Origin of the sequence: Sedimentitalea nanhaiensis DSM 24252 (genome assembly GCF_000473225.1) — a bacterium.
In the GTDB taxonomy this organism is placed as follows: domain Bacteria; phylum Pseudomonadota; class Alphaproteobacteria; order Rhodobacterales; family Rhodobacteraceae; genus Sedimentitalea; species Sedimentitalea nanhaiensis.
This window is the reverse complement of record NZ_KI421509.1, coordinates 3,554,644-3,574,909: the sequence shown is the minus strand read 5'-3', so window position 1 is coordinate 3,574,909 and position 20,266 is coordinate 3,554,644. Positions and strand designations below refer to the sequence as shown.

The window sequence follows — 20,266 nt, the reverse complement described above, 5'->3', positions numbered from 1 at the left end:
TGGCTGAACTCGCCAGATATAGCGATCACCAATTGTCCCGGAACCATTTGACCGCCCGCTTGAGCGAGCGTTTCGGATAGCGGTCCACGGGAATTTCGAAATCCCACCACTCGTCCTGGGGATGGGCCGCGAACAGAGACAACCCCACCGCCCCGGCAAAACCCGGCCCCGTCGCAGCCTGCGGCAGACCGTGAACCCGCAGGGGGCGGCCCAGCCGAACCTGTTGTCCCAACATGCGGCTGGCCAGCCCGCCAAGGCCCGGAATCTGACTGCCGCCACCGGTCAGCACGATCTGCTGGCTGGGCAGGTGCTCAAAACCCGCCGCGTCCAGCCGGATGCGAACCTCTTCCAGTATCTCCTCGACGCGGGGGCGCATGATGCCGATCAGTTCGGCACGCGATACGCGACGCCGGTCGTGTTCATAGTCACCGGTATCGCCGCCGATCTCGATCATCTCGCGGTCGTCCATGCCGGTCGCATGCACCCCGCCATAAAAGGTCTTGATCCGCTCGGCATTGGCCGCCGGAATACCCAACCCCATGGAAATGTCGCTGGTAATGTGATCACCCCCCATGCGGACGCAATCGGCATAGATCAGGTGTTTCTTCATAAAGATCGACACACCGGTCGATCCGCCGCCCAGATCGATACAGGCCGCACCCAGTTCCTGTTCGTCCTCGACCAGCGCGGAAATTCCGCTGGCATAGGCGGAACTGGCGATCCCGGCCAGTTCCAGATCGCAGCGTTTGACACAATGGACCAGATTCTGCACCGCATCCGCATCCACGGTCAGCATGTGCATGTCCACCGACAGGGTCTGGCCCAATTGTCCGCGCGGGTCCGACAGCCCCGAGCGGTGATCCAGCGCAAAGTTCACCGGCTGCGCATGCAGCACCTCGCGCCCGGTGCCGTATTCCGGCACCTCGCAGGCGGCCAGCACGCGGGCGACCTCGTGTTCGGTGACGACCTGACCTTCCAGCTCGGTCTGCGCATCCAGCCCATAGCTGCGCGGATTGGCGCCCGAAAAACAGGCGATCACGTGATCGACACGTATCTCGGCCATCTTCTGCGCCGCCTGCACCGCCGTGCGGATCGCCCGTTCGGTTTCCTGCATCGCGGTGATTTCACCAAACTGCACCCCGCGCGAGCGGGTGGTGGCCGCGCCGATGACGCGAAATCCCGATTGCCCCGCCAGCGAGCCGATCGAGTTGTCCTCGCTCAGCCGCCCGATGCCGTCAAAGCGCAGCACCAGACAGGCGGTCTTGGAACTGCCCACATCCAGAATGGCAATGACACCGCGTTGCAGGGCCTGCCGCCGCATCTGCCGCATCGCGCGTTGGGTATGATAGAAATCCGCCATTCTTTACTGCCCGCTTCCGTTGATTTCCCGGATTCGCCACCATTCCTGAACGGCGTCCGATGTCATTCTTAGGGTTGGCCGGTTTGCCAGCCGCAAATCGACCACCGCCACATCCCGTTCCAGCATGTCCTGCGCCTCGCTCAGCGCAATGACCCGTTCCAGCGCCCCCACCGGACGGTCCGGCGGCAGCAATATGCGCTGATCCCGGTCCAGCACCACATCCCAGCGGCGCTCGCCGATCCGCACCAGTCCGCGCAGCCGCGCCTTCAACGGTTTTGCCGCTGCGATCAGCGCCAACGCCTCGTCCACGGCACCATCGGCACCTTCCCCGGCGATCAGCGGCAGATCCGCGCGCTCGGTCCGGTTCGGGATCGCATAGATATGGGCACCGGTCGCATCCAGCAACGACACGCCGGCGCGGGTGCGCCAGACAATCACCGGGACCCGTTCGGTTACATCCACCTGCAACACACCGCCCGGACGGATGCGCAACCTGACCGACTGTACCGGGTCCAGCCCGGCAATGGTTGCGCGGATGGCCTCCAGATCCAGATCGAACGAGCTGGCCGGAAATTCCAGCGGAACCGCATCGCGAATCTCTTGCGCCAGAGTCGGACCGGCCCCATCGATCGCCATCAGTTCCACCATGAACTCGGGGCGTTCCTCGATGCTGGCACGCAGATCGGCCACAAACTGAACCAGCCCGTCGCGGCGGCCCTGATCGGCCAGATACCCAGCAACGCCAGCCACAATCAGCGCCAGCGGAATACCGATCCGCATTCCATGCCGGATACCGGGCGTCAGCATCCAGCGCTGCAACCTGTACCGCAGGCGCGACGGCGCCGGATCGCGTGGAATAGGAGTCATCGATTGCATGACGCGTCCTCGACCATCCAGCGGCACAGAGCCCCAAAACCCAGCCCCGCCGCCAATGCCTGTTCGGGCGACAGCGAAGTCGGCGTCATGCCCGGCTGCGTGTTGGTTTCCAGCAAATACAGCCCCTCGACCCCGCGCGCTTCATCCCATCGGAAATCGGTGCGGCTGACACCGCGGCACCCCAACGCCCGATGCGCACGCAAGGCATAGTCCATGCACAGGTCGAAAATCTTGTTCGGGATGTCGGCAGGCACCACATGGCGCGACCCGCCAGGCTTGTATTTGGCGTCATAGTCATACCAGCCATCCGTCAGAATATCGGTCACCGTCAGGGCCCGATCGCCCATCACCGTCGTGGTCAGCTCGCGCCCCGGCACAAAGGTTTCCACCATCACCCGTTCGGGCATCTCAGCCGACAGCTGCGGCGGCCCGTTTGCCGCCTCATGCACCAGATAGACACCGACCGACGACCCTTCGCTATTGGGTTTGACCACATAGGGCGGCGCCATCACATGCCGCGCCATCACGTCGATCTTGTCGCGGATCTGGCTGTCCGCCACCGGCAGACCGGCGGCCCGGAACACGGCTTTCGTGCGCTGTTTGTCCATCGCCAACGCCGAGGACAGAACACCGGAATGGGTATAGGGCAGACCCAGCCATTCCAGCAGGCCCTGGACACAACCGTCTTCGCCCCAGCGACCATGCAGGGCGTTGAACACAACATCAGGAGACAGGGCGCGCAAACGCCCACAGAGGTCTGCACCGGCATCCAGCTCGGTGACCTCAAATCCTTCGCCCCGCAGAGCGGCTGCGCACTCGCGCCCGCTGGACAGTGACACCTCGCGTTCAGCCGAGGGTCCGCCCATCAATACCGCCACCGTCAGGGGAGTCCTGCTCGACTGACCCACGACAATTGCCTCGATTTGCCCGGACCTTATAAATGGCCGGTGCCTTGCATTTTCCCCGTCTGCACCGCGTCCGTTTTTGCCTGTCGGTGTCGCGGTCGGAGAGTTTTATGTATCCGCGGGTTCGCCGACCCGCATGATTTCCCACTCTAGCGTGATCCCGCTGGAATCGTAAACCTTTTTTCGCACTTCTTCGCCCAGACCCTCGAGATCGGCGGCGCTGGCTGTGCCGGTGTTGATCAGGAAATTCGGGTGTTTCTCGCTCATCTGGGCGCCACCGCGCCGCGCGCCGCGCAGCCCGGCCTGATCAATCACCTTCCACGCCTTGAGGTCATGCACATCGTCCGCGCGCCCGGTGCTGGAAAATCCGGCCGGATTGCGAAATGTCGACCCGGCGCTGCGGTCGCGGGTGGGTTGGGTTTCATCGCGCTTTTGCAGCTGCGCCGCCATACGCGCGTGCAATTCCTTGCTGTCGGCCCTTGGCCCGGTCAGCACCGCCTCGATCAGCACCGCCCCTTCGGGCAGATCGGACTGGCGGTAGCGCAGGTTCAGATCCTGCGGCGTCAGCGTCACGATCTCACCCGACCGGGTAACCGCACGGGCCGAGACCAGATGGTCGGCCACATAGCTGCCGTAACAGCCCGCATTCATACGCACGGCACCGCCGATACTGCCCGGAATCGTGCGCAAAAAGGTCAGATCCACCCCGGCATCCGCCGCTTTGCGCGCCACATGCCCATCCAGGGCCGCAGCGCCAGCGGTGACGCTGTCGCCTTCGATCCCGATGCCGTTGAACCCGCGCCCCAGCCGGATCACCACCGCACGCAGGCCTCCATCCCGCACGATCAGATTGCTGCCAACGCCCATCGGGAACACCGCGACCTGCGGATCCAGAGCGGCCAGAAACCGTGCCAGATCCTGTGCATCGGCGGGCTGAAACAGCCAATCAGCAGCCCCGCCGACCCGCAACCATGTCAAATCCGACAACTCCCGGTTCGGCGTCAGGCGGCCGCGCAGAGTCAGCGGGTCAGGGATGGCAGTCATGCGTCCAGGGTGCGTTTGCGCAGAGCCCGCCCGCCCATGGTCCCCATGATCGACGCAAACAACGCTGGCAACACACCGCCGGTCAGCCACACAAAAGGTCCAAAAGCCGCCTCTTCATTGCCCGGCTGGATCATCGCCAGCTGCACGATCAGCACCAGCGCCCACACCGACAGCGCAACAATCAGCACCCACAGCCCGCGACCGGTCAGAAAGCGCCCGCAGATCAGCCCCGCAATGGCCCCCGCAATCATCGCGGTGAGCGGCAGATAGGCAATGGTTCCGGATACGTCCATGTTTCTCGTCCTCCAGCAAGCGTCAGTCCTCGGCGGCGGTCTTGCCCTGCATCAGGCGCTTTGTCCAGCGGCCCAGATAAATCACTGGCCAACGCAGCATCCACATGCCCGCCAGCAAGACCGCCATCCCGACCCACGGGCCGTTCTGAAAGGTGACATAGCCCAGAATCGGAATGCCCACGATGATCAGGCCGTATGCCCGCCGCCAATGGTTGTCACGACTGGGCAGCATCGCGAGAATATTCGCACCCAACGCCCAAAGGGCTGCCAGAATCAGGGACGGGGTCATTTCGGCTCCTTCGTCAAAACCCGGGCGCGCCATATGGACCCGTAATACCGCAGCGGCGTACGAAACATCGACGCAAGGCCCAGCAGCCCCGCCGTCGCGGCGATCCAGCCATGCTGGACCCCCAGAAACACAATCAGACCCGGAGCGATCAGCAACAGCGCACCGCCGGGCAAATACTGACGTTGCATCGGCAGCAAGGCAACCGTGGTTGCCGCCACCGCCCAGAGCGCCGCCAATGTGATCGACAGGCTCATGCCGGTGGCCCGATCGTCAGCGGTTCACTCCGGATGTCGATCCTTGCCCGCATCGCCCGTCACCCCTTCAGGCGCTCCGGCAAGCCATTGGCCCAGGTGCTGATGGTCCCGGCGCCCAGACAGACCACCATATCGCCCGGCTTGGCCTGTTCACGCACCAGGCGCGTCAAGTCGTCCTCATCGACGATGGCGCGGGCATGACGGTGACCGTGCCGGATCAGGCCCGCCACCAGATCGTCGCGGCTGGCCCCCGGAATCGGGTCTTCGCCCGCCGCAAAGACTTCGGCGATGGCAACTACATCGGCGTCGTTGAAACAAGCGCAGAAATCGTCGAACAGGTCGTGCAACCGGGTATATCGGTGCGGCTGGTGCACGGCGATCACGCGGCCCTCGGTGGCCTGTCGCGCGGCGCGCAATACAGCGGCGATTTCCACCGGATGATGGCCATAATCGTCAATGATGGTGACGCCATCGATCTCGCCCACCTTGGTGAAACGCCGGTTGACCCCACCAAAATTTGCCAGCGCGCTGCGGATTTCGCCGGTCTTCATGCCCAGATGGCGGGCAACGGCCACCGCCGAAAGGGCGTTGGACACGTTGTGATCGCCCGGCATCGGCAGGGTACAGCCCTCGATCACGCGATCCTCGGTCTGCAACTGGATATCGAAATGCGCTACACCGGCCTTGTAGGTCAGGTTCACGGCGCGCACATCCGCCTGGGCATTGAACCCATAGGTCACCACCCGGCGATCCGTGATCCGCCCGACCAGCGCCTGTACCTCGGGGTGGTCGGTGCAGCAAACCGCCACGCCGTAGAACGGGATGTTGGACACGAAATCCAGAAACCCGTTGCGCAGAGTATCGAAATCGCCCCAATGCTCCATGTGCTCGGGGTCGATATTGGTGACGATGGCAATGGTCGCGGGCAGCCGGTTGAACGTGCCATCGGACTCGTCCGCCTCGACCACCATCCATTCGCCCTGTCCCATACGGGCGTTGGAGCCATAGGCGTGGATGATCCCGCCATTGATCACCGTTGGATCGAACTGTCCGGCCACCATCAGCTCGGCCATCATCGTGGTGGTGGTGGTCTTGCCATGGGTGCCGGCCACGGCGATGTTGGATTTCAGCCGCATCAGCTCGGCAAGCATCTCGGCCCGGCGCACCACCGGCAACCCGCGCGCACGCGCCTCGTCCAGTTCGGGGTTGCCGCATTTGATCGCGGACGAAATCACCACCACCTCGGCTTCGCCCAGGTTCTGCGCATCCTGTCCGACAAACACGGTCGCCCCCAGGGTCTGCAACCGCTCGGTAATCTTACTGGATTTCAGATCGCTGCCCTGCACGGTGTATCCGTGGTTCAACAGAACCTCGGCGATGCCCGACATGCCGATACCGCCGATGCCCACAAAATGGATCGGTCCCACATCGAGGGGCAGTTTGGTTGCAGCATTCATAACAGGGCTTCCATCCATCATGGGTCAGTCGGTCCTTTCCGCCAATTCGGTTACAACGGCAACCAGACGTTCTGTCGCGTCCGGCAGCCCTGCGGCCAGCGCCGCCTGGCTCATGTGCAGCGCCGCGTCCGGATTGCTCAGGACGGCGGCCATTTGCGCCCCCAGGCTGGCGACGTCAAGCGCCGATTCCGGAATCAGGATGGCCGCCCCGGCGTCAACCAGCCCACGGGCGTTGGCGGTCTGGTGATCGCCCGCCGCCGCCGCATAGGGGATCAGAATCGCCGGGCGGCCGATCACCGTCAGATCGGCGATCGAACTGGCCCCGGCCCGGCTGATCACCAGCTGCGCCTCGCTCATGCGGCGTGGCACGTCCTGAAAAAACGCCTGTACCTCGGCATCGATGCCCAACGCGCCATAGCGAGCGGTCACCCGGTCGATATCCTCGGGCCGGGCCTGATGGCCGACCCGCAGATGCCGCCGGATATCGTCCGGCAGGTTGGCAATGGCATCCGGAACGACGTCCGACAGAATGCGCGCGCCCTGGCTGCCACCCATCACCAGAATCGACATCGGGTAGTCGCCGGGCACGATATAGGACGCCCCGGCACGGTCCAGAACCGCCTTGCGCACAGGATTTCCCACATACACGCCACCCGCCCCTTCGGGCAGATCGGTGGGCCAGACCCCACAGGCAACACAGGCGACACGGCTGGCAAACAGCTGGTTCACCCGCCCCAACACTCCGTTCTGTTCATGGATCATGCGCGGTCGCTTCAACAGCACCGCCGCCCCCAGCGCCGGGATCGACGGGTAACCGCCAAACCCCACCACCACATCGGGACGATCCCGCATCATCTGCCGCGCCGCCGACAGCACACCGGCGGCGATGCGCGGCGCCACCATCGCCTTGGCCACCAGACCGCCACGGGCAAACGTGGCGCTCGACACCTCGGTGATTTCGGTGGAATGGGAAAACCCGCCAGTGTACCGCGCGCCACGCGCATCGGTCGACAGGCGCACCCGCCAGCCCCGGTTCAGCATCGCTTCGGCCAGGGCCTGGGCCGGGAACATATGGCCCCCGGTCCCGCCCGCCGCCATCAACAGCAGCGGCTGGCTCATTGCCGATACCCCCGCAACAGATCGCCGAACTCACCCTGCGGTCGCGTGCGGGTAAAGGCCAGCAACATGCCCACGGCGATCCCTCCCGCAATCAGCGACGAGCCGCCATAGCTGACAAAAGGCAGCGTCATGCCCTTGGCTGGCAGCAAGCGCACGGCAACGCCCATGTTGATCATCGCCTGAACTCCGAACACACAGGCCAGACCGGTGCCCGCCAGCCGGATGAACGGATCGCGCTCGCGCATCAGCCGCAACAGCGAACGCACCACAATGCTGGCATAAAGCGCGATGATGATCAGCACCAGAACCAGCCCGTACTCCTCGGCGGCAACGGCGACGATGAAATCCGTATGCGCATCCGGCAGCGACCATTTCACCTGCCCCTCGCCAACGCCAACGCCAAACAATCCGCCCTCGCGGATCGCATTTGTGGCATAGCCAAGCTGCGTCGTCGGATCGACGTCCGGCGACAGAAACCCGTCGATCCGGCGCGCGAAATGTTCCGAGTTCGAATAGGCCAGCGTTCCGCCCAGCACCACCAGCGCCGCCATCCCGACCAACAGGATCATCGGCGCCCCGGCGACAAAATACATCACGCCCCAGCCGAACAGGATCAGACAGGCCTGGCCGAAATCGGGTTGCAGCGCCAGCATCAGCACGATGGCGACACACAGGGCAAAGGACCAGGCCGTACCCGGCGGGCCGTTGATCTGCTGGTTCGCCGCCAGCATCCAGGCCGCCACAACGATGAAACCCGGCTTCAGAAACTCCGAGGGCTGCACACTGGCAAATCCCAGCGAATACCAGCGCACCGCACCCTTGCCGAAATCGGTGCCCAGAACCGGCAGCAGGGCCAGCGCGACAAAGGCAACCAGAAACCCCAGCACCGCCAGCCGCCGCACCATCGTGGTCGACATCATCGAGGTGAGCAGCATCGCGATCAGCGCCGCAAAGCCGAACACCGCCTGCCGGGTCACGTAATGGAACGGGTCGAATCCGTTGCGCGCCGCCAGCGGTGGGCTGGCCGCCAGCCCCAGCAGCAGACCGATCACGAACAGCATCAGAACACAGGACATGGACCACTTGTCCAGCGTCCGCCACCACTTGGGAAGAATAGGCTCGCCACCCCGCTCGGGGAGCGCGCCATACACCATTTCTGTCATGGTTAACCGCCGTTTTTGCCTCAGATCGCCCCTTTGCGGGGTCTATAGCCGCAAGCTACAGCAAAAATCCGGTTCAGGCCAGTCTCTTCCTCTTGTCTTTGGCGCTAATCCACGCCAACCGGCGCCCATGGAGTTTCAAACTGTCATCCTGGGCGCCGGTGCCGCCGGCCTGATGTGCGCCGCCCATGCCGGGCCGGGCGTGCTGCTGGTGGATCACGCCAGGGCACCGGGCGAAAAGATCCGCATTTCCGGAGGCGGGCGCTGCAACTTTACCAACATGCATGCGACCCCCGAGAATTTCCTGTCACAGAATCCGCATTTCGCCAAATCGGCGCTGGCGCGCTACACCCAATGGGATTTCATCGACCTGGTGGATCGCCACGCCATCGCCTGGCATGAAAAGACGCTGGGGCAATTGTTCTGCGACGGCTCGGCAAAACAAATCGTCGCCATGCTGCTGGCCGAACTGGACCGCGCCGGGGCCGGTCTGTGGCTGAACACATCGCTGCGCGAACTGCGCAAGACCGACGACGGCTTTGCGCTCGATCTCGACCGTGACGGCGCACGCTGTCGCGTGAGCTGCCGCAATCTGGTGCTGGCCACCGGCGGCAAATCGATCCCCAAGATGGGCGCGACCGGGCTGGCCTATGACATCGCGCGCCAGTTCGACCTGCCGCTGACCGAAACCCGCCCGGCGCTGGTGCCGCTGACTTTCGACAACGCCCGCTTTGCGGCGCTGGCCGGTGTCGCGCTGCCCGCGCGGCTGTCCAATGCCCGCACCAGCTTTGACGAAGCCCTGCTGTTCACCCACCGCGGACTGTCCGGCCCGGCGATTCTGCAACTGTCGTCCTATTGGCGCGAAGGCGAAGAGATCCGCGCCAACCTGATTCCCGACCTGCCGCTGATGGATCTGCTGCGCGCTCAACGCCAAAGCGCGGGGCGCCGCCAGCTCGGCACCGAACTGGCGCGTCACCTGCCGGCACGGCTGGTCGATCACCTGGCCACCTTCCTGCCCCTGACGGGACGGCTGGCCGATCAGTCCGACACCGCCCTCGCGGCGCTGGTGGATGCACTGGCGGACTGGGTCCTGACGCCCTCGGGCAGCGAAGGGTATCGCACCGCCGAGGTCACGCTGGGCGGCATCGACACGTCGGCCCTGTCCTCGCGCAGTATGCAAGCCAGGTCCGTACCCGGCCTCTACGCGATCGGAGAAGCGGTGGATGTCACCGGCTGGCTGGGCGGATTCAACTTTCAATGGGCCTGGTCCTCGGGCCATGCCGCCGGAACCGCCATCGCCGCCGGGTCCTGACCGGCCTGCCGCGCCGCCCCCTTTCCTCTTGCAAAAAAATACTCCGGGGGTGAACGGAGGAAATCTGCGATTTTCGCCGGAGGGGGCAGCGCCCCCTACCCGGCCAACCGCCCCAGCACCTGGGCGGCAAAATCATCGCCGCGCTGCTCGAAATTGTCGTATTGATCGAAACTGGCCGCCGCCGGGGCCAACAGCACCGTATCGCCCGGCTCGGCTTCGGCCACCGCGCGCGCCACCGCCTCGGCCATGGTGGTGCAGATCTCGGTCTCGACATCCAGCTGCAACGCGAACCCGGCGGCCTCGCGTCCGATGACATAGGCCTTGGCCACTGCACCGGTCGCCCCCAGCAGTATGTCCAACCCCCCGTCCTTCTGCAATCCGCCACAGATCCAGCGGATCCGCTTGAACGCGCTCAGGGCCTTGGCAGCGCTGTCGACATTGGTGGCCTTGCTGTCGTTCACATAGGTCACGCCACCCGCTTCGGCGATGATCTGGCTGCGATGCGGCAGGCCCGGATAGCTGTGCAACGCCTGCTCAATCACCCGCGGTGCCAGCCCCAGAGATCTACAGGCCGCATAGGCGGCACAGGCGTTTTGGTGATTATGCGCCCCGGGCAACCCGCGCATCGGACGCAGATCGATCGACGCTGCCTGTCGCCCCTTGCGATATTCCGACAAAAAGCCCTTGCGCGCAAAAACCTGCCAACCCCGCCCGGTCAGCTTTTGGGTGACCGACACCCGGATCACCCGATCGTCTGTCGGCCCTTCGGCCAGCTGCCCGGCCAGATACTGCCCTTCGTCCTCATCCACGCCGATTACCGCGCGATCCGGCCCGCCTTCGGCAAACAACCGCCGTTTGGCCGCGAAATAGCCGCCGATGCCCCCGTGCCGGTCCAGGTGATCCGGCGACAGGTTGGTAAACACCGCGATATCCGGCGTCAGGGCCCGGGCCAGGTCGGTCTGATAGCTGGACAGTTCCAGAACGACCACCTCGCCATCGCGCGCCGGATCGATATCCAATACGCCGCGGCCGATGTTGCCTGCCAGCTGCGTCGGCCTGCCCGTCGCGGTCAGGATGTGATGGATCAAGGCCGAGGTGGTGGATTTGCCGTTTGATCCGGTGATGGCGATCACACGCGGCGTGGTGTCGAAACTTTCCCAATCCGAGGTCGCGAACGAGCGAAAGAACAGCCCGATGTCGTTGTCCACCGGCACCCCGGCGCGCAGCGCTGCGGCGACCACCGGGTTGGGCGCAGGATAGAGATGCGCGATGCCGGGGCTGACGATCAGCGCCGCGACATCGTCAAACGCCCCCGGCCCGTGCAGATCGCGACAGGCGAACCCCTCGGCCTCGGCCGCATCGCGCGCCGCCGGGTTATCGTCCCAGCACAGTGCCGTCGCTCCGCCCGCGCGCAACGCCCGCGCCGCACTCAGCCCCGAACGCCCCAGCCCCAGCACCGCCACGTCTTGATCCGCCACACCCGCCACAGTGATCATTGCCGCTCTCCCGTCTGTTTGCGCCGCCGATGCAGCACCTGCCCCAATGCCGCCACCGCAACCAGAAACATCGCCACGGCAATTGCAAGGTGCAAATGCAGCTTCAAGCGACCGAACGCAGCCGCAATCGCCGTTCCGGCACCATAGCCCAGCCCGACAAGCACCAGCGCCCACAGCAGCACACCCACCGCATCCAGCAGTACGAACCGCAGCCAGCCGATCCGGGTCGTCCCGATCAGAATCGCACCCGCGGATTTCATGCCATAGATGAACCGAAAGCCCAGGATCGCCGGCACCGGATACCGCTCCAACCGGTCTCGCAGCGCCAGAACCGGCCCGCGCGCCAACTGCCGCTGCACAAACGGTCGCTGACCGGCATGACGCCCGACCAGAAACAGCACCAGATCGATCAGCGCCGCCCCAAGTGCCGCCGCCAACACCACCCCCGGAAACGACAGGATCCCGCGATGGGCAATGACCCCGCCCAAAAAGGCGATCGCATCGCCCTCGATTACCGTTCCGACGACAACGCCCGGCAGACCGAAATTCTGGATTATCGTTTCAAGTGACATCGCGGCCCCCGGCGCATAATCCTCGGGACGGCACCCAGTGCGCACACGGGGCGCGCGTTACCGAACCTTGAGCGTGGCCAGACCGATCATCGCAAGAATTAGCGAGATGATCCAGAAGCGGATGACGATGGTCGGTTCCGCCCAGCCTTTTTTCTCGTAATGGTGATGGATCGGGGCCATCAGGAACACGCGCTTGCCGGTCTTCTTGAAATAGAGCACCTGAATGATCACACTCAGCGCCTCGACCACAAACAGACCGCCGACGATCGCCAGCACCAGTTCGTGCTTGGTGACGATGGCAATGGCCCCCAGGGCACCGCCCAGGGCCAGCGATCCGGTATCGCCCATGAACACGGCCGCCGGCGGCGCGTTATACCACAAAAAGCCCAGCCCGCCGCCAAACAGCGCGGCGGTAAAGATCAGGATTTCGCCGGTTCCGGGCACATAATGCACGTCCAGATATTCGGTAAAGTCGACCCGCCCGACCGCATAGGCGATAACCCCCAGCGTCGAGGCCGCGATCATCACCGGCATGATCGCCAGCCCGTCCAGCCCGTCGGTCAGGTTGACCGCATTTGCGGCCCCGACAATGACGCAGATCGAAAACGGGATATAGAAATAGCCCAGATTGACCAAAGTATCCTTGAACACCGGCAACGCCAGACGGCCCTGCAACTCGACCGGGTGAAATTGCGCCGCCCACCAGGCGGCGATCGCCGCGATCAGGATCCCCAGCAGCAACCGCACCTTGCCCGGCACCCCGGATGTGTTCTGTTTGCTGACCTTGGCATAGTCATCCGCGAACCCGATCACAGCAAAGGACAGGGTGACAAACAGCACCAGCCAGACAAACGGATTGTCCAGCCGCGCCCACAGCAATGTCGCCGTCACCAGCGCCCCGACAATCAGCAAGCCCCCCATGGTCGGCGTTCCCGCCTTGACGAAATGTCCCTCGGGGCCGTCGTCGCGGATCGGCTGACCCTTGCCTTGCCGGCGGCGCAGCACGTTGATCAGGGGGCGGCCGAAGACGAACCCGAACACCAGCGCGGTCAGAAACGCCCCGCCCGCGCGGAAGGTGATATAGCGGAACAGGTTAAAGACATCGCCCCCGTCCGACAGCGCGGTCAGCCAATAGAGCATGTCAGCAGGTCCTATTCGTCATCTTGTGTCACCAGATCGCGCTGCGCATGGCCCATTTTTCGGATGGCGTCAACGATCAGCCCCAGTTTCATGCTCAGAGATCCCTTGACCAGAACCGCATCACCGGGGGCCAGACACCTGCGCAAGGTCCGGGCCATCGCGGCGCTGGTGTCATGATGGCTGCCGCGCTTTTCCTGCGGCAACGCCGCATAGAGGGCCTGCATCAGCGGACCGATGCAATGCACCTGGTCGATCCGTTGCATCGCTGGCAGATCGGCCAGATCGGCATGGAACCGTTCCGCATTTGGACCCATTTCCTTCATGTCGCCCAGAATTGCGATGCGCCGCCCCACCCCCGTGCCCGAGGCGGCCAGCACCTCGAGCGCCGCCGCCATCGAGGTGGGATTGGCGTTATAGGCGTCATCCAGCAGAGTCATCCGCTGATCGCTCAGGGACGGATCCAGCGTGATGGTCTCACGCACGCCGCGCCCCTGATAGGGGCTCCAGCGCCCCAGCGCCAGCGCGGACAACGCCGGATCTGCCCGCACCGCGGCACAGGCGGCCAGCGCGCCCAGCCCGTTCATCGCAAAATGCTGACCGGCGGTGGCGATCTTGAACAGTATCGGCTCGCCCCAAACCTCGGCACGGGCCACTGTCGTTTCCCCCTGAACCGCAACATCCAGCAGACGATAGCCCTGTGCGCTGAATCCGAAATCCACCACATTTGCGCCGATTGCATCTGCTGCATCGCGCAGGATCGCGGCCTGTTCGATATCGGCATTCAGCACCGCCGTACCGCCCGGCTCCAGCCCCTGCAGGATCGCGGCCTTTTCGCGGGCAATGTCGTCGACGCTGTCGAACGCGGCCAGATGCACCGCCGCAACCGTGGTGATCATCGCCACATGCGGGCGCGCCATCCGGGCCAGCGGCGCGATCTCGCCGGGGTGGTTCATGCCAATCTCGATCACCGCAAACTCTGTGTCGCGCGGCATCCGCGCCAGGGTCAGCGGCACACCCCAATGATTGTTGTAACTGGCGACGCTGGCGTGGGTCACCCCCTGATCGCCCAGCATCCGCGCCAACATTTCCTTGGTCGAGGTCTTGCCGACGCTGCCGGTCACCGCCACCACCCGCGCCGTGCTGCGCCCGCGCCCCGCCCGGCCCAGAGCTTCCAGCGCCGCCTGGACGTCCTCGGCGATCAACAGCGGCGCATCCTCCGCCACGCCATCGGGAATATGCGACACCAGCGCAGCCGCCGCGCCCTTGGCCAGCGCCTGCGCCACAAAAGCATGCGCGTCGCGCTCGGCCTTGAGCGCCACAAACAAATCGCCCGGCTGCAGGGTGCGGGTGTCGATGGACACTCCGCTTGCAGTCCACTCGCCCTGCGCCCGCCCACCCGTTGCGGTGGCGGCTTCGGCGGCGCTCCACAGACTCATGCGCTTCCTCCATCCAGGGCGGCCACAGCCACGCTGGCCTGTTCAACATCGTCAAAGGGCAGGATATCGTCGCCGACGATCTGCCCGGTTTCATGGCCCTTGCCCGCGATCAGCAGCGCATCCCCCCGCCCCAGCGCATCGACCCCGCGCAGGATCGCCTCGGCCCGGTCGCCGACCTCGCTCGCGTCGGGCGCACCGGCCAGCACGGCGGCCCGAATCGCCGCCGGATCCTCGCTGCGCGGATTGTCATCGGTCACGATCAGCAGATCGGCGTTTTCCGCCGCTGCCCGGCCCATCAGCGGGCGTTTCGTGGTGTCGCGATCGCCCCCGGCGCCAACAATGGCGATCAGACGTCCCATCACATGCGGACGCAATGCCCGCAGTGCCGTGGCGACCGCATCCGGCGTATGCGCATAATCGACAAACGCCGTTGCGCCATTGGCCCGTGTCGCGGCCAGCTGCATCCGGCCGCGCACGGTGGTCAGCCGCTCCAACGTATCGAACACGTCCCCCGCCGCATCGCCACAGCTGATGGCCAGCCCACAGGCCATCAGCACGTTCTGCGCCTGAAACCCGCCGATCAGGTTCAGCCGGGTCTGATAGACCCGCTCGCCATGACCAAAGCGCAGGTCCTGTCCGGTGGCGTCAAACCGCTGGCTCAGCAGGTTGATGTCGCCGACCCCCTGCCCGACGGTGATGACCCGCTGGCCCCGGGCCGCCGCAATGGCGCGCATCTCGGCCCCGCGCGAATCGTCCAGATTGACCACCGCCGTCCCATCGGCGGGCAATACCCGTCGAAACAGCCCCGCCTTGGCGGCAAAATACGCCTGAAACGTGTCGTGATAATCCAGATGGTCCTGGGTGAAATTGGTAAATCCGGCCGCTTTCAGACTGACCCCATCCAGACGGCGCTGCTCCAGCCCGTGACTGGACGCTTCCATCGCCGCATGGGTGATTCCCTGCGCCGCCGCCGCCGCCAGGGCACGATGCAAAGTGATCGGTTCGGGCGTGGTATGGGCCAGCGGCGCGCTCCAGGCTCCCTCGACGCCGGTGGTGCCCAGATTGATCGCCGCATGTCCCAGCTCGATCCAGATCTGCCGCAGGAATGTCGCCACCGAGGTCTTGCCATTGGTGCCGGTGACCGCCGCCATCGTTGCCGGCTGTGCCCCAAACCAAAGTGCGGCGGTAAAGGCCAGCGCCTGGCGCGGATCCTCGGCCACCACCAGCGCCGCCCCCGACGCCGCCAGTTCCGTTTCGGCAAGGCGCGCGCCCTCTGCATCGGTCAGAATCGCCGCCGCCCCCATCCGCAACGCGTATTGGATGAACTCGCCGCCATGTACCCGAGTGCCCGGCAGGGCGGCAAACAGAAAGCCCTCGCGCACCTCGCGGCTGTCCACGGCCAGCCCGGTGACTATTGGATCCGCCCCGCCGCGCGAACTCAGCGCCAACTGGCTCAGCGGTTTGGCCGCAGGTGTTTCAGCAATGCTCATCCGACGGCCCCCGCCTCAGTTCGAGGCCAGCGTTATACCAGCGAATTGTCCGGGTTCAACGTCCGGTCGCAGCCCCAGCAAGGGCGCAATCCGGCCAATCATCTCGGCGGCCACCGGAACCGCCGTCCAGCCGGCAGTCCGGCGGGGTTTCTTGCCCGAGTTCTCGGATGGCTCGTCCAGGGTCACGATCAGCACATATTTCGGATCATGCGCCGGGAACATGCTGGCAAAGGTGGCGATCACCTTGTTTTCGTAATAGCCGCCGCGCGGTTTGGGCTTGTCCGCCGTGCCGGTCTTGCCCCCCACCGCATAGCCCGGCACCTCGCCAAAGCTGGCGGTGCCGTCTGTCACCACCTGGCGCAGCATCCGCCGCGATGCCGCCGCCGCCTGCGATGAAATCACCTGCGGGCCGTATTGCGGACCCTCCTGCCGCAGGATCGTCGGTTTGACGTAATATCCGCCATTGGCAATTGCGGCATAAGCCGCCGCCAGATGCATCGGGCTGACCGACAATCCGTGACCATAGGAAATCGTCATCGCGCTCAGCTCGGACCAGTTCTTGGGCAACAGCGGCTGCGCGCCCGTGGCCTCGACAATCTCGAACGGGGTCGAATCCAGCATTCCCAGCGCAGTCATGAACTCTCTCTGACGGCTCACGCCGATCTGCTGGGCCAGCCGGGCGGTGCCGATGTTGCTCGATTTCACGATGATCTTGGTCACCGACAGTTCAGGACCATAGTTTTTAAAGTCACGGATCCGGAACTTGCCCCAGCGCAGCGGGCCGCGGATGTCGACAATGGTTTCCGGCCCCACCAGCCCCAGATCCATCGCCTGTGCCACCGCAAATATCTTGAAAGTAGAGCCCAACTCGTACACGCCCTGCACCGCGCGATTGAACAGCGGACTGTCCGATGGGTCGTCCCCGCTTGTCGGTGGACGCGGACGCTTGTTGGGATCGAAATCCGGCAGCGACACAACCGAGATCACCTCGCCGGTCTGCACATCCATCAGAATCGAGGTCGCGCCCTTGGCATTCATCAGCTTCATGCCGCCATACAGCACCCGCTCGGCGGCAGCCTGCACTGTCAGATCCAGCGACAATTGCAACGGTTTGGCCCCGTTGGCGGGATCGCGCAGATAGTCGTCGAACTGCTTTTCCACCCCGGCAACGCCAATCACCTCGGCGGCGTTCACCCCTTCCTTGCCGAAACTTGCACCGCCCAGAACATGCGCCGCCAGCGTGCCGTTGGGATACAGACGCATTTCGCGCGGGCCGAACAGCAGGCCGGGATCGCCCAGATCGTGCACCGCCTGTTTCTGCTCGGGGCTGATCTTCTTCTTGATCCAGACAAATTTGCGCTTGCCGCTGAAATCCCTCAGCAGCCGTGCCTCGTCCAGATCCGGAAAAATCCGCACCAGCCCCGCCGCGGCCGCAGCGGGATCGATCAGATTTGGGGGCTGGGCATACAGCGAATGGGTTTCGAAATTGGTCGCCAGGATACGACCGTTGCGATCCACGATATCCGCACGTTGCGTAGCAATGGCGCTGCCGCCCGCGCTGGCGCGCGGCTCGACCGCTTCCGAGGTCGCCAACAGCCCCATGCGCCCGCCCACCACAGCAAAAGCACAGAAAAAGAACAGCCCCAGCACCAACAACCGTCCTTCGGCGCGGCTGCGGGCGCGGTCGCGCATGTCCTCATGGCGGCGGCGGATATTCTCGCGTTCGATGACGTCTGGATTTTCGCCCTTGGCGCGGGCCGACAGGATGCGGGCCAGCGGGCGCAGCGGTGTGCGGATCACAGCGGATCCTCCTCTGCCATGGTCGACACATCCACCGGATTGGTGATTGGCAACAGATTGACGACCGGATAATTGACTTCGTCCACCCGCCCGAACTGATCCGGGCGCAGAGGCAACAGACCCAGCCGGTCAAAATTGATCTCGGCCAGATCCCGCAGCCGGTTCGGCCGGTTGAGATAGGCCCATTCCGCCCGCAGCACCGACAGGCGCACCTGCGCCTTGCCGATCTGGAGTTGCAGGCGCTGGGTTTCGGACAGGGCGCGCTGGGTGGCGTAATTTTCGCGATAGGCCCAAAAGGCCAGACCGAATACCGCCAGCGCCGCCAGAACATAAGCGATGCTTTTCATGTCCGGGTCTCCCTGAGACGCGGCATCCCGATAGAGTACGACTCGATCGCCCCCGCCGGTGCATCTGTGCGGACGGCAACCCGCAGCTTGGCCGACCGTGATCGCGGGTTGTCCGCCAGTTCCGCGTCGTCCGGGCCTATCGCCTTGCGCGATCTGACGATGAATTGCGGCGCGTCCTGTTGGGTTTCCGGGGCATAGCGGTTGGCCCGCCCGCCCTGTCCGGCCCGCGCGGTCAGGAACCGTTTGACCATCCGGTCCTCGATGGAATGAAAGGTGACAACCGCCAGTTGCCCACCGGGCTTCAATGCCCGCTCTGCCGCCATCAGCCCCTTGAACAGCTCGTCATATTCCTCGTTCACCGCGATCCGCAACGCCTGAAAACTGCGGGTGGCCGGGTGCGATTGCCCCGGCTTGGGACGCGGCAGGCAGGATTCGATGATCCCCGCCAGTTGCAACGTGGTGGTGATCGGCGCCTCGGCACGGGCGCGCAGGATGGCGCGGGCAATGCGGCGGCTTGCGCGTTCTTCGCCATAGTGAAACAGGATGTCCGCCAGCACGCTCTCGCCCGCCGTATTGACCAGATCCGCCGCCGACTCACCGGTCTGGGACATGCGCATGTCCAGCGGCCCGTCCTTCATGAAAGAAAATCCGCGCTCGGCCAGATCCAGCTGCATCGACGACACGCCCAGGTCCAGCACCACGCCATCCAGCTCGCTGGCATAGCTGTCCAGACGCGAAAACACGCCCTCCTGCATCACCAGCCGGTCGCCATATTGCCCCGCCCAGCCCCGCGCCATCTCAAAGGCCAGGGGGTCGCGATCCACCGCGATCACCCTGTCCGCCCCCGCCTGCAACAGCGCGCGGGTATAGCCGCCAGCGCCAAAGGTGCCGTCCAGCCAGGTGCCCGCGACCGGTGCCACCGCCGCCAGAAGCGGGCGCAGCAGAACGGGAATATGGGACTCGGTATCTTTGGGGGGGTGGGCAGCGGCCATCGTCTCAGCCCTCGCCCGCGCCATCCGGTTGGGCGCCATCCAGGTAGACAAGCGGATCGAAATCATCAGGCAACTCGTCCAGCCAGGCCTCGGCCTTGGCCAGCTCCTCTTCTTCGTAGGTTGTCGGGTTCCAGATCTGAAAGGTATCGCCGGCGGCGATAAAGAACGCCTCGCCGTCCAGTCCGATCTTGCTGCGCAGCTTGGCCGGCAGAACCAGCCGGCCGGTTTCGTCCACATTGGTGGGAAAGGATTGTCCGTGAAACATGCGCTGCAACATCTTTCGCTGCATCGAGCCCCGCGGCAATGCATCGATCTTGGCGTCGACCTCATCGATCGCCTCCATCGTATAACATTCCAGGTATGTGCGTCTGTGATCGCCATACACGATCACCAGTTCGGGGCTTTCGCCGGATTTCCAGTTCGGGTCACCGGCTTCCAGTACACGGCGGAAAGAGGCCGGGATCGACACCCTGCCCTTTGCATCCACCTTGTGCTGGCTTTCGCCCCTGAACCTGCGGCCCAACTGTCCCGTCCCTTATTCTTGCGCGCCCCCGCGTCCGAAATCCTGCCCCCTGAATGTGAAAACGACGGGTTGATCCGCTGCCACTGATCAACCCGCCGCCCTCGTCCCGCTGTGCGGGTAAGTCCAGTCGCGCGCGCCACCTGGGGGGATGTCTGCTCGCTCACGCGCCGGATCTCTTGGTCTGATGAAGTCGAAGCCTGTATGAAACCTGCTTATTATTGGTTCGGGGTCGTTTGGTGCCCCTGCTGTCTTCCTCATCCGATGAACAAGGGATGCCATGGGAATTCATGGGTGGCAACAGTTTTTTGTGGGAAAACGTATATTCTCTTGGGAGATCGAGAGATGATCGCAAGAAAAATCCGGTAACCTTTGCTTAATACTTCGCCCTTTTGGTAGGCATG

The 20,266-nt window shown here is 64.5% G+C and carries 20 protein-coding genes; 1 reads left to right on the top strand and 19 read right to left on the bottom strand.

The window, feature by feature from the left end; genetic code table 11:
* Positions 1 to 25 precede the first annotated feature (25 nt).
* The 10 genes from ftsA to ftsW all read right to left on the bottom strand — a co-directional run bounded on the left by ftsA (position 26) and on the right by ftsW (position 8,760).
* Positions 26 to 1,360, bottom strand: a complete 1,335-nt coding sequence (gene ftsA / locus NANH_RS0119580) for a cell division protein FtsA (protein ID WP_027263605.1) — start codon at positions 1,358 to 1,360, stop codon at positions 26 to 28.
* Between the two features lie 3 nt (positions 1,361 to 1,363).
* Positions 1,364 to 2,236 carry a cell division protein FtsQ/DivIB gene (locus NANH_RS0119575; protein WP_027263604.1) on the bottom strand — a complete coding sequence of 291 codons (873 nt, stop codon included), beginning with the start codon at positions 2,234 to 2,236 and terminating at the stop codon, positions 1,364 to 1,366.
* A complete protein-coding gene (locus NANH_RS0119570) occupies positions 2,224 to 3,144 on the bottom strand; it encodes a D-alanine--D-alanine ligase (protein ID WP_027263603.1) in 921 nt (306 codons plus the stop codon). The genes NANH_RS0119575 and NANH_RS0119570 overlap by 13 nt, the downstream gene beginning before the upstream one ends.
* Before the next feature lie 105 nt (positions 3,145 to 3,249).
* Positions 3,250 to 4,185, bottom strand: a complete 936-nt coding sequence (gene murB, locus NANH_RS0119565) for a UDP-N-acetylmuramate dehydrogenase (RefSeq protein WP_027263602.1) — start codon at positions 4,183 to 4,185, stop codon at positions 3,250 to 3,252.
* The gene (locus tag NANH_RS0119560; RefSeq protein WP_027263601.1) at positions 4,182 to 4,478 is read right to left on the bottom strand and encodes a hypothetical protein; all 297 of its coding nucleotides are present in this window, start codon (positions 4,476 to 4,478) and stop codon (positions 4,182 to 4,184) included. The genes murB and NANH_RS0119560 overlap by 4 nt, the downstream gene beginning before the upstream one ends.
* A 22-nt stretch (positions 4,479 to 4,500) precedes the next feature.
* A complete protein-coding gene (locus tag NANH_RS0119555) occupies positions 4,501 to 4,767 on the bottom strand; it encodes a DUF2484 family protein (RefSeq protein ID WP_027263600.1) in 267 nt (88 codons plus the stop codon).
* Complete coding sequence (locus NANH_RS0119550) at positions 4,764 to 5,021, bottom strand: DUF2484 family protein (RefSeq protein ID WP_027263599.1); 258 nt, start codon at positions 5,019 to 5,021, stop codon at positions 4,764 to 4,766. The genes NANH_RS0119555 and NANH_RS0119550 overlap by 4 nt, the downstream gene beginning before the upstream one ends.
* A 59-nt stretch (positions 5,022 to 5,080) precedes the next feature.
* Entirely contained in the window at positions 5,081 to 6,478 is a 1,398-nt protein-coding gene (murC, locus tag NANH_RS0119545) for a UDP-N-acetylmuramate--L-alanine ligase (RefSeq protein WP_027263598.1), read from the bottom strand.
* A 24-nt stretch (positions 6,479 to 6,502) separates the two neighbouring features.
* Positions 6,503 to 7,597, bottom strand: a complete 1,095-nt coding sequence (locus NANH_RS0119540) for a UDP-N-acetylglucosamine--N-acetylmuramyl-(pentapeptide) pyrophosphoryl-undecaprenol N-acetylglucosamine transferase (protein ID WP_027263597.1) — start codon at positions 7,595 to 7,597, stop codon at positions 6,503 to 6,505.
* Positions 7,594 to 8,760: a putative lipid II flippase FtsW gene (ftsW, locus tag NANH_RS0119535; protein WP_027263596.1), complete on the bottom strand. Its 1,167-nt coding sequence runs from the start codon at positions 8,758 to 8,760 to the stop codon at positions 7,594 to 7,596. The genes NANH_RS0119540 and ftsW overlap by 4 nt, the downstream gene beginning before the upstream one ends.
* Before the next feature lie 127 nt (positions 8,761 to 8,887).
* On the opposite strand from ftsW, the gene NANH_RS0119530 reads away from it, so the two are divergent.
* Positions 8,888 to 10,069: a BaiN/RdsA family NAD(P)/FAD-dependent oxidoreductase gene (locus NANH_RS0119530; protein ID WP_027263595.1), complete on the top strand. Its 1,182-nt coding sequence runs from the start codon at positions 8,888 to 8,890 to the stop codon at positions 10,067 to 10,069.
* 95 nt (positions 10,070 to 10,164) lie between these two features.
* Here the strand turns inward: NANH_RS0119530 and murD are convergent, their stop codons facing one another.
* From murD to mraZ, 9 genes are read right to left on the bottom strand one after another with little or no spacing between them, the layout of a single operon-like run.
* Positions 10,165 to 11,565, bottom strand: coding sequence for a UDP-N-acetylmuramoyl-L-alanine--D-glutamate ligase (gene murD / locus NANH_RS0119525; protein WP_027263594.1), 1,401 nt, complete (start codon positions 11,563 to 11,565; stop codon positions 10,165 to 10,167).
* Complete coding sequence (locus NANH_RS0119520; protein WP_027263593.1) at positions 11,562 to 12,137, bottom strand: DedA family protein; 576 nt, start codon at positions 12,135 to 12,137, stop codon at positions 11,562 to 11,564. Before NANH_RS0119520 ends, murD begins: the two co-directional genes overlap by 4 nt.
* Positions 12,138 to 12,194: 57 nt before the next feature.
* A complete protein-coding gene (mraY, locus tag NANH_RS0119515) occupies positions 12,195 to 13,277 on the bottom strand; it encodes a phospho-N-acetylmuramoyl-pentapeptide-transferase (protein WP_027263592.1) in 1,083 nt (360 codons plus the stop codon).
* An 11-nt stretch (positions 13,278 to 13,288) separates the two neighbouring features.
* Positions 13,289 to 14,713 carry a UDP-N-acetylmuramoyl-tripeptide--D-alanyl-D-alanine ligase gene (locus tag NANH_RS0119510; protein ID WP_027263591.1) on the bottom strand — a complete coding sequence of 475 codons (1,425 nt, stop codon included), beginning with the start codon at positions 14,711 to 14,713 and terminating at the stop codon, positions 13,289 to 13,291.
* Positions 14,710 to 16,203 carry a UDP-N-acetylmuramoyl-L-alanyl-D-glutamate--2,6-diaminopimelate ligase gene (locus NANH_RS0119505; protein ID WP_036050100.1) on the bottom strand — a complete coding sequence of 498 codons (1,494 nt, stop codon included), beginning with the start codon at positions 16,201 to 16,203 and terminating at the stop codon, positions 14,710 to 14,712. The genes NANH_RS0119510 and NANH_RS0119505 overlap by 4 nt, the downstream gene beginning before the upstream one ends.
* Positions 16,204 to 16,218: 15 nt before the next feature.
* On the bottom strand, positions 16,219 to 18,003 hold the full coding sequence (locus NANH_RS0119500; RefSeq protein ID WP_027263589.1) for a peptidoglycan D,D-transpeptidase FtsI family protein: 1,785 nt from the start codon (positions 18,001 to 18,003) through the stop codon (positions 16,219 to 16,221).
* Positions 18,000 to 18,350 carry a cell division protein FtsL gene (gene ftsL / locus NANH_RS0119495; protein WP_027263588.1) on the bottom strand — a complete coding sequence of 117 codons (351 nt, stop codon included), beginning with the start codon at positions 18,348 to 18,350 and terminating at the stop codon, positions 18,000 to 18,002. The genes NANH_RS0119500 and ftsL overlap by 4 nt, the downstream gene beginning before the upstream one ends.
* On the bottom strand, positions 18,347 to 19,342 hold the full coding sequence (gene rsmH / locus NANH_RS0119490) for a 16S rRNA (cytosine(1402)-N(4))-methyltransferase RsmH (RefSeq protein ID WP_027263587.1): 996 nt from the start codon (positions 19,340 to 19,342) through the stop codon (positions 18,347 to 18,349). Before rsmH ends, ftsL begins: the two co-directional genes overlap by 4 nt.
* Positions 19,343 to 19,346: 4 nt before the next feature.
* Entirely contained in the window at positions 19,347 to 19,865 is a 519-nt protein-coding gene (mraZ, locus tag NANH_RS0119485; RefSeq protein ID WP_027263586.1) for a division/cell wall cluster transcriptional repressor MraZ, read from the bottom strand.
* Between the last annotated feature and the right edge of the window lie 401 nt (positions 19,866 to 20,266).

Bases quoted from the DNA above. Each gene is read 5' to 3' on its own strand.
- NANH_RS0119575 (WP_027263604.1), bottom strand. From the start codon at position 2,236: ATGCAATCGATGACTCCTATTCCACGCGATCCGGCGCCGTCGCGCCTG.
- ftsA (WP_027263605.1), bottom strand. From the start codon at position 1,360: ATGGCGGATTTCTATCATACCCAACGCGCGATGCGGCAGATGCGGCGG.
- NANH_RS0119555 (WP_027263600.1), bottom strand. From the start codon at position 4,767: ATGACCCCGTCCCTGATTCTGGCAGCCCTTTGGGCGTTGGGTGCGAAT.
- NANH_RS0119505 (WP_036050100.1), bottom strand. From the start codon at position 16,203: ATGAGCATTGCTGAAACACCTGCGGCCAAACCGCTGAGCCAGTTGGCG.
- rsmH (WP_027263587.1), bottom strand. From the start codon at position 19,342: ATGGCCGCTGCCCACCCCCCCAAAGATACCGAGTCCCATATTCCCGTT.
- NANH_RS0119540 (WP_027263597.1), bottom strand. From the start codon at position 7,597: ATGAGCCAGCCGCTGCTGTTGATGGCGGCGGGCGGGACCGGGGGCCAT.
- murB (WP_027263602.1), bottom strand. From the start codon at position 4,185: ATGACTGCCATCCCTGACCCGCTGACTCTGCGCGGCCGCCTGACGCCG.
- NANH_RS0119520 (WP_027263593.1), bottom strand. From the start codon at position 12,137: ATGTCACTTGAAACGATAATCCAGAATTTCGGTCTGCCGGGCGTTGTC.
- NANH_RS0119530 (WP_027263595.1), top strand. From the start codon at position 8,888: ATGGAGTTTCAAACTGTCATCCTGGGCGCCGGTGCCGCCGGCCTGATG.
- murD (WP_027263594.1), bottom strand. From the start codon at position 11,565: ATGATCACTGTGGCGGGTGTGGCGGATCAAGACGTGGCGGTGCTGGGG.
- mraY (WP_027263592.1), bottom strand. From the start codon at position 13,277: ATGCTCTATTGGCTGACCGCGCTGTCGGACGGGGGCGATGTCTTTAAC.
- ftsW (WP_027263596.1), bottom strand. From the start codon at position 8,760: ATGACAGAAATGGTGTATGGCGCGCTCCCCGAGCGGGGTGGCGAGCCT.
- NANH_RS0119560 (WP_027263601.1), bottom strand. From the start codon at position 4,478: ATGGACGTATCCGGAACCATTGCCTATCTGCCGCTCACCGCGATGATT.
- NANH_RS0119510 (WP_027263591.1), bottom strand. From the start codon at position 14,713: ATGAGTCTGTGGAGCGCCGCCGAAGCCGCCACCGCAACGGGTGGGCGG.
- ftsL (WP_027263588.1), bottom strand. From the start codon at position 18,350: ATGAAAAGCATCGCTTATGTTCTGGCGGCGCTGGCGGTATTCGGTCTG.
- murC (WP_027263598.1), bottom strand. From the start codon at position 6,478: ATGAATGCTGCAACCAAACTGCCCCTCGATGTGGGACCGATCCATTTT.
- NANH_RS0119550 (WP_027263599.1), bottom strand. From the start codon at position 5,021: ATGAGCCTGTCGATCACATTGGCGGCGCTCTGGGCGGTGGCGGCAACC.